At 56.4% G+C, this 12,364-nt stretch carries 14 protein-coding genes; 7 read left to right on the forward strand and 7 right to left on the reverse strand.

What is annotated here, in order from left to right; all coding sequences use genetic code 11:
- Window positions 1-10: 10 nt before the first annotated feature.
- The 3 genes from carB to DXH95_RS05225 all read left to right on the forward strand — a co-directional run bounded on the left by carB (window position 11) and on the right by DXH95_RS05225 (window position 4,588).
- Window positions 11-3,364: a carbamoyl-phosphate synthase large subunit gene (gene carB / locus DXH95_RS05215; RefSeq protein WP_115548348.1), complete on the forward strand. Its 3,354-nt coding sequence runs from the start codon at window positions 11-13 to the stop codon at window positions 3,362-3,364.
- A gap of 83 nt (window positions 3,365-3,447) precedes the next feature.
- Entirely contained in the window at window positions 3,448-3,924 is a 477-nt protein-coding gene (gene greA, locus DXH95_RS05220; RefSeq protein WP_115548349.1) for a transcription elongation factor GreA, read from the forward strand.
- Between the two features lie 22 nt (window positions 3,925-3,946).
- Window positions 3,947-4,588, forward strand: coding sequence for a rhomboid family intramembrane serine protease (locus tag DXH95_RS05225; RefSeq protein WP_115548350.1), 642 nt, complete (start codon window positions 3,947-3,949; stop codon window positions 4,586-4,588).
- On the opposite strand, the gene DXH95_RS05230 is transcribed toward DXH95_RS05225, so the two are convergent.
- The 5 genes from DXH95_RS05230 to DXH95_RS05250 all read right to left on the reverse strand — a co-directional run bounded on the left by DXH95_RS05230 (window position 4,585) and on the right by DXH95_RS05250 (window position 6,657).
- Entirely contained in the window at window positions 4,585-4,803 is a 219-nt protein-coding gene (locus DXH95_RS05230; protein ID WP_115548351.1) for a DUF4170 domain-containing protein, read from the reverse strand. The genes DXH95_RS05225 and DXH95_RS05230 overlap by 4 nt on opposite strands.
- A 99-nt stretch (window positions 4,804-4,902) precedes the next feature.
- The gene (locus DXH95_RS05235) at window positions 4,903-5,409 is read right to left on the reverse strand and encodes a hypothetical protein (RefSeq protein WP_115548352.1); all 507 of its coding nucleotides are present in this window, start codon (window positions 5,407-5,409) and stop codon (window positions 4,903-4,905) included.
- On the reverse strand, window positions 5,406-5,723 hold the full coding sequence (locus DXH95_RS05240; protein ID WP_115548353.1) for a hypothetical protein: 318 nt from the start codon (window positions 5,721-5,723) through the stop codon (window positions 5,406-5,408). Before DXH95_RS05240 ends, DXH95_RS05235 begins: the two co-directional genes overlap by 4 nt.
- The gene (locus tag DXH95_RS05245; protein ID WP_115548354.1) at window positions 5,716-6,093 is read right to left on the reverse strand and encodes a hypothetical protein; all 378 of its coding nucleotides are present in this window, start codon (window positions 6,091-6,093) and stop codon (window positions 5,716-5,718) included. The genes DXH95_RS05240 and DXH95_RS05245 overlap by 8 nt, the downstream gene beginning before the upstream one ends.
- Before the next feature lie 51 nt (window positions 6,094-6,144).
- A complete protein-coding gene (locus DXH95_RS05250; protein ID WP_115548355.1) occupies window positions 6,145-6,657 on the reverse strand; it encodes a hypothetical protein in 513 nt (170 codons plus the stop codon).
- Window positions 6,658-6,842: 185 nt separating this feature from the next.
- On the opposite strand from DXH95_RS05250, the gene eno reads away from it, so the two are divergent.
- The 4 genes from eno (at window position 6,843) to DXH95_RS05270 (ending at window position 11,003) form a co-directional block, all read left to right on the forward strand.
- Window positions 6,843-8,117: a phosphopyruvate hydratase gene (gene eno / locus DXH95_RS05255; protein WP_115548356.1), complete on the forward strand. Its 1,275-nt coding sequence runs from the start codon at window positions 6,843-6,845 to the stop codon at window positions 8,115-8,117.
- 35 nt (window positions 8,118-8,152) lie between these two features.
- Window positions 8,153-8,479 (forward strand): FtsB family cell division protein, encoded by a 327-nt coding sequence (locus tag DXH95_RS05260; RefSeq protein ID WP_115548357.1) that lies wholly within the window; start codon window positions 8,153-8,155, stop codon window positions 8,477-8,479.
- A gap of 104 nt (window positions 8,480-8,583) precedes the next feature.
- Entirely contained in the window at window positions 8,584-9,654 is a 1,071-nt protein-coding gene (gene pdhA / locus DXH95_RS05265) for a pyruvate dehydrogenase (acetyl-transferring) E1 component subunit alpha (RefSeq protein ID WP_115548358.1), read from the forward strand.
- Entirely contained in the window at window positions 9,654-11,003 is a 1,350-nt protein-coding gene (locus tag DXH95_RS05270) for a pyruvate dehydrogenase complex E1 component subunit beta (protein ID WP_115548359.1), read from the forward strand. Before pdhA ends, DXH95_RS05270 begins: the two co-directional genes overlap by 1 nt.
- 16 nt (window positions 11,004-11,019) lie before the next feature.
- On the opposite strand, the gene DXH95_RS05275 is transcribed toward DXH95_RS05270, so the two are convergent.
- A complete protein-coding gene (locus tag DXH95_RS05275; protein WP_239016548.1) occupies window positions 11,020-11,634 on the reverse strand; it encodes a pilus assembly protein in 615 nt (204 codons plus the stop codon).
- Window positions 11,635-11,737: 103 nt separating this feature from the next.
- A complete protein-coding gene (locus DXH95_RS05280; protein WP_115548361.1) occupies window positions 11,738-12,364 on the reverse strand; it encodes a TadE/TadG family type IV pilus assembly protein in 627 nt (208 codons plus the stop codon).

Consider the following 12,364-nt stretch of genomic DNA (forward strand, 5'->3'; position numbering starts at 1 on the left):
TTTTTAAGCAATGCCCAAACGCACTGACATCCAATCCATCCTCATCATCGGCGCTGGCCCGATCATTATCGGCCAGGCGTGCGAATTTGACTATTCGGGGACGCAGGCGTGCAAGGCGCTGCGCGAGGAGGGCTATCGCATCATCCTCGTCAATTCCAACCCGGCGACGATCATGACCGATCCGGAAATGGTCGGCGACAATGGCTCCACCTATGTCGAGCCGATCACGCCGGAGGTGGTCGCCAAGATCATCGAAACCGAGCGCGCCAAATATCCGCATGAGAAGATGGCCGTGCTGCCTACCATGGGCGGGCAAACCGCGCTGAACACCGCGCTGGCGCTGGAGGCCAATGGCACGCTGGCCAAATTTGATGTCGAAATGATCGGCGCGACCGCCGAAGCCATCGATAAGGCCGAAGACCGCATCAAATTCCGCAATGCGATGGACAAAATCGGCCTCGAATCCGCGCGTTCAGGGATTGCCCATACGCTCGAAGAGGCGCTCACCGTGCTCGAACGCACCGGGCTGCCCTCAATCATCCGCCCCAGCTTCACCATGGGCGGCACAGGCGGCGGGATTGCCTATAATCGGGATGAATTCATCCAGATCGTCACCGGTGGCCTCGATGCCAGCCCGACGACCGAGGTGCTGATCGAGGAATCGCTGCTCGGTTGGAAAGAATATGAGATGGAGGTTGTCCGCGATAAGAAGGACAATGCCATCATCATCTGCTCGATCGAAAATGTCGATCCGATGGGCGTGCATACCGGCGACAGCATCACCGTCGCCCCCGCTCTGACGCTGACTGATAAGGAATATCAGATCATGCGCAACGCGAGCATCGCGACGCTGCGTGAAATCGGAGTCGAAACAGGCGGTTCGAACGTACAGTTCGCAGTCAATCCGAAGGATGGCCGCCTGATCGTGATCGAAATGAACCCGCGCGTGTCGCGGTCTTCGGCGCTGGCATCGAAGGCCACCGGCTTCCCGATTGCCAAGGTCGCAGCGAAACTGGCGGTGGGCTACACGCTCGACGAAATCGACAACGACATCACCGGCGCAACACCCGCCTCGTTCGAACCGACCATCGACTATGTCGTCACCAAAATCCCGCGTTTCGCCTTTGAAAAGTTCAAAGGTTCGGAACCTTTGCTGTCGACCGCAATGAAATCGGTCGGCGAAGTGATGGCGATTGGCCGCAACATCCACGAATCGATGCAAAAGGCGCTGCGCGGCCTTGAAACCGGGCTGTCGGGCTTCAACTATGTCGATGCGCTCAAAGGCGCGCATAAGGATGAGCTGGCGGCCGCGCTCAGCCGTGCGACGCCCGACCGGCTGCTCGTCGCGGCGCAGGCGCTGCGCGAAGGCATGTCGGTATCCGAGGTGCACCAATATTCGAAATTCGATCCCTGGTTCCTCGAACGGCTTGCCGAAATCGTCGAGGCGGAAAATGAGGTCAAGGCCAATGGCCTGCCGCAGGATGCGGAAGGGATGCGTCGCCTGAAAGCCATGGGTTTCAGCGATAAACGGCTTGCCTTCCTTGCACTCGAATCCGCGCATGTCCGCCCCGGAATGGAATCTGCAATCCGCCGCGGTTCGGGCCTGATCCGCGAGGCTATCGTCGCGATGACCGGCGGGATTACCGAGGCCGAGGTGCGCAAGGCACGTCACAAGCTGGGCGTCCGCCCTGTGTTCAAGCGCATTGACACCTGCGCGGCGGAATTTGAGGCGAAAACGCCTTACATGTATTCGACCTATGAGGCCCCGATCTTTGGCGAGCCTGAATGCGAGGCGCAGCCCAGCGACCGCGAAAAGGTCGTTATCCTGGGTGGTGGGCCGAACCGGATCGGGCAGGGAATCGAGTTCGATTATTGCTGCGTCCACGCCTGCTTCGCGCTTGAGGAAGCTGGCTATGAAACAATCATGGTCAACTGCAACCCGGAAACGGTTTCGACCGATTATGACACTAGCGATCGTCTGTATTTTGAGCCGCTGACCGCTGAAGATGTCCTAGAAATCCTGCATGTCGAGCAGTCGAAGGGCAAGCTGAAGGGCGTTATCGTCCAGTTTGGCGGGCAGACGCCACTCAATCTGGCGAAAGCTCTCGAGGATGCGGGCATTCCGATCCTCGGCACCTCGCCAGACGCCATCGACCTTGCCGAAGACCGTGAGCGTTTTGCCGCGCTGATCAACAAGCTGAAGCTCAAACAGCCCGAAAATGGCATTGCACGCAGCCGGGAAGAGGCGATCAAGGTTGCCGAAACCATCGGCTATCCCGTGCTGATGCGGCCGAGCTACGTTTTGGGCGGCCGTGCGATGGAGATTGTCGACACGCAGGCGCAGCTCGAAAACTATATCGAAACGGCAGTGCGTGTTTCAGGTGACAGCCCCGTGCTGATCGACCGCTATCTGCGCGATGCAGTAGAGGTCGATGTCGATTGTGTTGCCGATGGCGATGACGTCGTGGTGGCCGGCATTTTGCAACATATCGAAGAAGCTGGCGTCCATTCGGGCGACAGCGCCTGTACGCTGCCGCCCTATAATCTGCCCGAGGAAATCATCGCCGAAATCCGCCGTCAGGCGGAGGTTCTGGCGCGTGCGCTGAAGGTCAAAGGCCTGATGAATGCGCAGTTCGCGGTAAAAGACGGGCTGGTCTATCTGATCGAAGTCAACCCGCGCGCTTCACGGACCGTGCCTTTTGTTGCGAAAGCCATCGGCGCCCCCATCGCCAAGATTGCCGCGCGCGTGATGGCGGGCGAGAAGCTGAAAGACCTGCCGCCAATCGATCTCGACATCGATTATATCGCGGTCAAGGAAGCCGTTTTCCCGTTCAACCGCTTCCCCGGCGTCGACCCCGTGCTTTCGCCAGAAATGAAATCGACGGGCGAAGTGATGGGCATCGACAAGGATTTTGCGATGGCCTTTGCCAAGGCGCAGCTGGGGGCCGGAATGACTTTGCCGCAATCGGGCAAGTTGTTCGTTTCGGTGAAAGACAGCGACAAGCCGCATATCGTGCCTGCAGTCGCAAAGCTGATCGAAATGGGCTTTGCCGTTTGCGCCACCGGTGGAACCGCCGATTATCTGCAAGGGCAGGGGATCGCCGTCGAACGCGTGAACAAAGTGGCACAGGGCCGGCCGCATATCGTCGACAAGATTATCGATGGCGAAATCGCTTTGGTGTTCAACACCACCGAGGGTTGGCAGAGCCTGAAAGACAGCGAAGACATTCGCCGTTCGGCGCTGGTGAACAAGGTCAGTTACTTCACAACGGCCAGTGCATCGCTCGCCGCGACAGAGGCTATCGAGGCGTTGCGGACGAGAAAACTTGAAGTTTGCACGCTTCAGGACTATCATAAGGTCTGACAGCACTTCCCCAAATGCTGAAAATCCTTGGGCTGGCCCTCCAGCCTGCAAGGAAGTTTTGACTGCGAAGGACCCTAGTTTCGATGGCGAGTTTTGATAAAATGCCGATGCTGGCGGAAGGTTTTGAAAAACTGACCTCAGACCTCAAGCGCCTTCGGCTTGAGCGCCCGACCATTGTCGAGGCCATCGAAGAAGCTCGCGCACATGGCGATTTGTCGGAAAATGCCGAATATCACGCGGCGAAAGAACGCCAGGGCCAGGTTGAGGCGACGATTTCAGATCTGGAAGACAAGATCAGCCGTGCGCAGATCATCGATCCTTCGACGCTTTCGGGTGACAAGATTGTCTTTGGCGCGACGGTCACTCTGCTCGACGAAGACGACAAACAAGTGAAATATCAGGTTGTCGGCGAAGCGGAAGCAGACGCAAAACGGGGCATGATCAGCTATAACTCGCCACTCGGTCGCGCGCTGATTGGTCGTCAGGTCGATGACGAGGTTGAAGTGACGGTGCCGTCGGGCGACAAATATTACCTCGTCCAGAAGATCGAGTTTATCTGATCGCTAAAGCAGGAGCCTGTTGATGCGCGGTTCGATGGGTCCGGTGATCAAGGCCATTGGCGCAATCAACATCCTGATTGCTCTCGTCATGCTTATCCCCGCGATGTGGGACGCATTTGTCGTGGCGGGGGCGCTGTTCCCCGCGCGCTTCATCGATGGCAGTGCAGCATTTGAAGGTGCTGCTTTCGTGCTGCCGGTCTGGCTGACGCCAATCAGTTCGGCCTTTCTGCACGGCGGGCTGCTGCATGTCGGGCTCAACATGATGATGCTGGCGATGATCGGCCCCAATATCGAGCGGATATTGGGTAGGGTTGGCACGATAGCTCTTTACGGTGCAGGCATGATTTTCGCGGCGGCTGCCGAAGTTGCGGCGCAACCGCATTCGATGATGCCAGTGGTCGGTGCGAGCGGCGCAATCTCTGCAATCATTGCTGCGCACGCGCTCCTTTTCCCGCGCGAACGTCCCAAGCCGGTCGGACCAATTCCTGGCGGTTGGGCGCACGCAATCAAGCTGATGATCGGATGGATCATCCTTAACCTGATGCTGGGCTTTGTCGGCCCCGGAATCGGCGTCCAGATCGCCATCTGGTCGCACATTGGCGGCTTTGCTGCCGGCCTTATGCTAACTTGGCCCTTGCTGCGTTGGAAATACCGGAAAGCTTAAGCGTCGGGTTCCAGCAGCTTGTGCAGATGCACGACGACATATTTCATCTCGGCATCGTCGACCGTGCGCTGCGCGGCTGACCGCCAAGCATCCTCGGCTTCTGCATAGTCGGCATAAACGCCGACAATGTCGAGCTTATCGAGTTCGGTAAATTCCAGGGTCTGCGGATCCTTGACGCGACCACCGAAAACGAGGTGCAACTTGGCCTTGGCCATCACTGATTTTCCTTATCTGCAATTGGGTTGCCGCTAGGGCTTGGCGGCGCCCTTAGCGATGTGCAGACCAAATCACCAGCGGAAATAGACGGTTCCGGATCAGTCTTTCTTGCGCGCTTCTTCTGCGGCAGCCTGTCCAGCAGCCTTTACCGCTTCGCTGGCTTTGCTGACGAGATCGCGAAACTGGTCGCGCATCGAATCAGCGTTCAGGCCAAGCTCGTCAACGCGTGCCTTTCCGGCCTGCTTTGCGGCGTCGGCTGCACGTTTGGCAGTGTTGTTGATCGCTTTTCCGGCCTTGCCAAGTACTTTGCTTTCACGCTCGGTCTTGGGCAGTAACATGGCGACGATTGCGCCAATGGCCAAGCCGCCCGCGACGATGGCCAGCGGATTGCTCTCGATGCCTTTGGCCGATTTATCGCCAGCCTTTTTGGCCAGGGCTTTCGACGTTTCGACACTCTTAGCAGCAGCAGCTTTACTTTTGCCAACAGCCTCTGCGGCAGTTTTGCGCGCAGTTGAACCTGCTTCACGTGCCTTTGCGCCCGCGGTTTCCAGACTGTCGCGAGCAGCATCGGTTGCCGATTTCAGATTTTCGCCCAGCTTGCTCATTGCGCATCATCCTTATCTGTCTCGGGTCTTGAGTCCCGAAATTTGTTCATCCAGCCAGAGATGGGTTTTCGCAGCGAAAATAGCAATATGCCTATCCCTGCCAATCCGATGGCCGGTGCATTATTTGCAACTTTTTGCTTCGCGGTTCCGGTAGCGCTCAGTAGCCGGTCTCTCTGACGAGCGCTCCAGCGCTGCAACAGTGTTTGAGGATGGAGGTCATGCCTTGCTTGTTCTAAGTCAGTCGTGAGTGCTGCACGCTGTATTTTGCGTTCCCGGTCGAGTGCCTTGACAGTCTCACGCTCCGGATCAGGCATCGTTTTCATCCTCTTCGAATTTGAGGTTGCGGGAGGTGTTACGCGCGGCGATGCCCAATGCCCATGTCGCGATTGCGAAGGTTATCACAACCACTAGTGTCGCGATTATCGGTCCGAAATAGCTCGCGAGTATAAGCAATAGTCCGAGGATAAGCGCCGTAGCCGCGCCAGACAGCGCCAGCAGTGACAATAAAGCCAACAGGCCCGCTTTCCTTAAAACGCCGCCGCTATAGCTCAACCGCGCCTTTGCATAATCCATTTCAGCGGCGGCGAGGCTGCGGACTTCTCCAAAAAGCGCTGTTACCTGTTCCGCGGGCGAGGGAGCTTCCTGTTCACGGGGATCTGCGGGGATGCTGTCTTTTTCCATCATCCCCGCCTTTAGTCGTCAAGCGGCGTTTCTTGAAGCCGCTTTGTTGTTCATTCAGGCGTCCCGTCCCGATTTGACCATCCGGGCAAGAACGAAGCCGATAGCTGCTGCTGCGCCAATCGCCACTGCAGGGCTTTTGCGCACGAACTGGCGAGCTTCTTCGACGATATCTTCGACCTGTTTCGCATCCATTTTGTCGGCAAAGCCGTCAACCGCATCAGCGGCCTTGCGGGCATATTCGCCATATTGAGCGCCGACTTTCTCATCGATCGTTTCCGCACTGTCGCGCAGGATCTTACCGAACCCACCTAGAGCTTCTGATGCGCGCTCCTTACCGCGATCAGCGGCATCTTTCGCTTGCTGACCGGCCTTTTCCTTGAAGTTCGAAAATTCGTCTTTCATGGTGGCTTTAGCTTCCGTTTGAACTTTACCCAGATCGGGCTTTACCTTTGCGACGCCATTTTTTGGTGCGGCTTTGGCCTTAGCGGTTGATGCCGTCGTCGCCTTTTTGGCTGCCGGTTTGGAAGCGGCTTTCGGCTTGGCTGCGGGTTTCTTTTCAGTTGCCATCGTCAATCCTCCTTTCAGGACCGTTTGCACCAATATTTGTATTGTAGGTGCCTTATTCAACTAGGACAGTAAAAATTTCAACGATTTTGCAAGTCTGACATTCGAATGAACGGGGTCGGACAATTGCATATGGGCGGCGATGGCGATAGAGGCGCTGCGTCATTCACTCTCCCGGAGCACCACTCATGACCGCCATTCTCGATATCCACGCCCGCGAAATCCTCGATAGCCGCGGAAACCCGACCGTCGAAGTCGATGTTTTGCTGGAGGATGGCAGTTTTGGTCGGGCAGCAGTCCCTTCGGGCGCTTCGACAGGGGCCCATGAAGCCGTCGAAAAGCGTGATGGCGATAAAGGTCGCTATCTGGGCAAGGGTGTCCGTCAGGCGGTCGAGGCCGTGGTCAACGAAATCTCGCCGCTGCTTGCCGACTATGATGCCGAAGATCAGGAAGATATCGATGCCGCAATGATCGCGCTCGACGGCACTGAAAACAAGTCGCGTCTGGGTGCCAACGCCATTCTCGGCGTGAGCCTTGCCGTTGCCAAGGCCGCCGCTGACGCACGCGGACTACCGCTTTATCGCTATGTTGGCGGCGTCAATGCCAAGGTCTTGCCGGTGCCGATGATGAATATCATCAATGGTGGTGAGCACGCCGACAACCCGATCGATTTCCAGGAATTCATGATCATGCCGGTAGGTGCAGACAGTCTTGCAGAAGGTGTGCGCTGGGGTTCGGAAATCTTCCACACATTGAAAAAGGGCTTGCACGAAAAAGGCCTCGCAACTGCTGTTGGCGACGAAGGCGGCTTCGCACCCAATCTGTCATCGACCCGCGCCGCACTCGATTTCATCATGGCATCGATTGATAAGGCAGGGTTCAAGGCAGGTGAAGATGTGGTGCTCGCGCTCGATTGCGCCGCGACCGAATTTTTCAAAGTCGGCAAATATGAAATTAGCGGCGAAGGGCTTTCGCTCGATCCGCACACCATGGCGCAATATCTGGCCGATTTGTGTGCCGACTACCCGATCAAGTCGATCGAAGATGGTATGGCCGAGGATGATTTTGAAGGCTGGAAGGCGGTTACCGACCTTATCGGTAATAAAGTGCAATTGGTTGGCGATGACCTGTTCGTCACCAACCCGAAACGCCTTGCGATGGGTATTGAAATGGGGCTCGCAAATTCGTTGCTGGTAAAGGTCAACCAGATAGGCACATTGTCTGAGACAATGGCTGCCGTTTCAATGGCGCACCGCTCGTCATATACAGCAGTGATGTCGCATCGCTCAGGTGAAACTGAGGATACGACAATTGCCGATCTTGCGGTTGCGACCAACTGCGGTCAAATCAAAACCGGTAGCCTTGCGCGTTCCGATCGCCTTGCAAAGTATAACCAGCTTATCCGTATCGAGGAAGAGTTGGGTGTCAGCGCGATTTATGCAGGACGTTCGATTTTCCGGTGATTGCGTGCACTGACGCCGTGGTGGTATAGTCCTGCATGGCCAAAGCGAAACGCAAGACGAATCCGGAAGAATTCAAGGCAAAGCTGGTGACGGCAGCGGCGTTGGTCGCCTTGCTTCTGATTGCCTCTTACGCGTTGCTTGGACCAACTGGGATTATCGCCTGGGCGGATTACAAGCAGTCGCTGAATGAGCGCAGCAAGGAACTGGCGAAACTAGAGAAAGAGCGTGATGCGCTGCGCAACCGCCAGCGGTTGCTCGATCGCGACAATGTCGACCCCGACCTTGCCGGTGAACTGATGCGCAAGGAGCTGAATGTCGTCGCTCCCGACGAAATTGTTATCCCGTTGAAGGATAATGAATAGCTATGTCATGTGCGGCTTGCGCATAAAAGCTCTTCCATAGGGGCGCTCGAATCTTTAGGCGCTTTCCCTAACGTCAAACCAAAAGCCCGTGAGAGGACGACGCATTGGCAAAATCCCCAGCGACCAAGCCTGCAAAGGTCAAAGCTCCTTCAGCTTCCGGTGACGCGATTGCGAACCGCGAACGTCCCGCAACTTCGGTGCCTTACAAGGCGAGCAAGGACGAACTGCTCGAATTCTACAAGCAGATGCTCTTGATCCGTCGTTTCGAGGAAAAGGCGGGGCAGCTTTATGGGCTGGGTCTCATTGGCGGGTTTTGCCACCTCTATATCGGGCAGGAAGCCGTTGCTATAGGCCTGCAGTCGGCGCTGACGCCTGGCAAGGACAGCGTGATTACCGGCTACCGTGACCACGGCCACATGCTGGCTTATGGCATCGACCCCAACGTCATCATGGCGGAATTGACGGGCCGGGCTGCGGGTATTTCGAAGGGCAAAGGCGGGTCGATGCACATGTTTTCGACCGAGCATAAATTCTATGGCGGTCATGGCATTGTTGGCGCGCAGGTCTCGCTCGGCGCTGGCCTCGCTTTCGCCCACAAATATAACAATGATGGCGGCGTATGCCTTGCCTATTTCGGTGACGGCGCAGCGAATCAGGGACAGGTTTACGAGAGCTTCAACATGGCGGAGCTCTGGAAACTGCCGATCATCTTCGTGATCGAAAATAACCAATATGCGATGGGCACCAGCGTCAATCGCGCTTCGGCAGAGGACCAACTCTATCGCCGCGGTGAGAGTTTCCGCATTCCCGGACTGCAAGTCGACGGCATGGATGTGCTTGCGGTTCGTGGGGCGGCCGAAGTTGCGCTCGATTGGGTGCGTAGTGGCAAGGGACCAATCCTGCTCGAAATGAAAACCTACCGTTATCGCGGCCACTCCATGTCCGACCCGGCCAAATATCGCAGCCGCGAAGAAGTGCAGTCGGTACGCGAGAAATCCGATCCGATCGATGGCTGCAAGGAAGATTTGCTCGCGATGGGTGTTGTTGAAGACGAGTTGAAAGCCATTGAAAAGGAAATCCGCGCTATCGTGAATGCGTCGGCTGAGTTTGCCGAGCAGGCGCCCGAGCCCGATCTTTCCGAATTATATACTGACGTGCTGGTGGAGGCTTACTAATGGCAATCGAGCTCAAAATGCCCGCTTTGTCGCCCACCATGGAAGAGGGCACGCTGGCGAAATGGTTGGTGAAGGAGGGCGACACCGTGTCGTCCGGAGATATCCTTGCCGAAATCGAGACCGACAAGGCAACAATGGAATTTGAGGCGGTTGACGAAGGCACCGTTTCACAGATCCTAGTGGCCGAAGGCACCGACGGCGTGAAGGTCGGCACAGTAATTGCGCTCATATCAGGCGACGATGAGGCCGCTTCGCCCGCGCCAGTTGCAAAAGCAGAGCCAATGATTGTTGCTGTTGCCGAAACGCCAAAACCCGTTACTGCTGCACCCAAAGTTGTAGCCGAACCCTCCGTTCCTGCGGGCACAGCCATGGCAACTGTCACCGTGCGCGAAGCGTTGCGTGATGCAATGGCGGAAGAAATGCGCGCCGATAACCGCATCTTCGTAATGGGTGAGGAAGTCGCCGAATATCAGGGTGCTTACAAAGTCACTCAAGGTCTGCTTGAAGAGTTCGGGCCACGCCGCGTAATCGACACCCCCATCACAGAATATGGCTTTGCCGGCATTGGTACTGGGGCAGCCATGGGTGGCTTGCGTCCCGTTATCGAGTTCATGACCTTCAACTTTGCCATGCAGGCGATTGACCATATCATCAACTCTGCCGCGAAGACCAATTACATGTCCGGTGGCCAGATGCGTTGCCCGATTGTCTTCCGCGGCCCCAATGGCGCTGCGGCGCGCGTCGGTGCACAGCATAGCCAGAATTACGCCCCTTGGTATGCCAGCGTTCCCGGCCTAATCGTGATTTCGCCTTACGACGCGGCGGACGCGAAGGGCTTGTTGAAAGCCGCAATTCGCTGCGAAGATCCGGTTGTCTTCCTCGAAAACGAGCTGATGTACGGTCGCAGCTTTGAAGTGCCGGCTGTCGATGATTTCGTCCTACCGATTGGCAAGGCGCGCGTCGTCCGTGACGGCAAGGACGTCACTATCGTATCCTATTCGATTGGTGTCGGCTTTGCACTGGATGCCGCCGAAAAGCTGGCGGGTGAGGGGATTGATGCCGAAGTCATCGACCTGCGTACCATCCGTCCGCTGGATAAGGCCACGGTGCTGGCGAGCTTGGCCAAAACCAATCGCCTTGTCATTGCAGAGGAGGGCTGGGCAACCTGCTCTGTCGGCAGCGAGATTTCTGCCATTTGCATGGAAGAAGGTTTCGATGATCTCGACGCCCCTGTCTTGCGCATCGCAAACGAAGATGTGCCGATGCCCTATGCAGCCAATCTGGAGCGCGCGACTTTGATCAACGCCGACAAGATTGCCGGCGGTGTCAGGAAATTATTTGGCCGCTAGAATTTGGCGAACGCCATCAACTGCAAGTTGACGGCGTTACACCTTCCGCATTGTAGATTTGCGTGAAATCGCGCGAGTCACGAACGATCATCGCAGAAGTAGCCACAATTTCCTTCTCCACCAGATTGGAGAAACCGATGTCGAGCATAGGCCGGAAATGATAGTGGATTTCGGCAAACATCACGGCTCCATATTCAGGGGCAGTCACCTGACGACCAGCCGGACCGATGCCGTCGACGTTCCCATGGGTGCCCGGCTTGCCATAAAGTGGCTGATAGTGTGTGCCCGGGCCTGAGCAGCGCTGCCAACGAATGCGGAATTTGTTGCTGGGGTTGGGGTTGGCTACCGGTTCAACGCTGGATAGGAAAATGCGGGCATTTCCGCGTGCAACGATCTGGTTGGTACCCGGATCGAGATAGGGGTGGAATCCGTCAATGGTCAGGCCGCGGCCTTCATGCCGTGCACCGGTGAAAACGTCGTTGATGTCGATTTCAGACACACGCTTCGCCGTCAAAAGGCTGTTGGCACCCATTCGCGCGGCGTTATCCGCGACGTGCACGACAATCTGGTTTACCTGCATCGTTGTCGCCGCATAATTTGCGGTTTCAAGGCCAGCGACCGCCAGTCCCATAAAAAATGGTAGCGATATGGCAAATTCGACTAGCGCTAGACCACTTCGGTCATTGCGCAATTCCACTGCAAAGTTGCGGAATTTTTCGGTGTTTTTCCGGGTATCAATCATCGCAGTTTCTCGTCTGTGGGGCAGCATAGGCTGCTTGCTCGGCATAAGGCTGGTTTGCCAGCACGGTGTTTGCAGCAATGGTGATCTGTTCGGGCAATCCGATCAACTTGGCGAGCGGGAACAGGCGGTCATAGGTCACCGTTACCGTTACGATTGAAACGTCCTTTGCGCCCCCCTGGCCTTCGTCACCACCGTCTGAGTCCCATACTTCGTTCAAATTGGCATCGACATAGGGTTCACCATTGTCACAGACGCCATTGTCATTTGTGTCGGTATAGTCTTCTTCTTCGGCATTGAATGCGTTCGAGAAGTTGCGGTAATAGCGACGCTTGATTTTGATGTCCTGGGCGGGATCGATGTTCTTGTTGAGCTTTCGTATCTGCATTTTGATACGGGCGTCGATCGCCTCTTGCTTAGACAAAACGCCTCCATCTTCGAGCGATGAATCGCGCGCCACTTCCTGAATCGCGCCGTCGATGACGGTCCGCATATACAGTGTGTGGCCGACATCCATCGTCCCAAGCAACATGGTGATGACGGCAGGCGCAATCAAACCGAATTCGGTGACCGACACACCCGATTGGTTGCGAAGCAGCTTTTGCATGTCGAGTTTTTTCAT

Origin of the sequence: Sphingorhabdus pulchriflava (genome assembly GCF_003367235.1) — a bacterium.
Classification (GTDB): domain Bacteria; phylum Pseudomonadota; class Alphaproteobacteria; order Sphingomonadales; family Sphingomonadaceae; genus Sphingorhabdus_B; species Sphingorhabdus_B pulchriflava.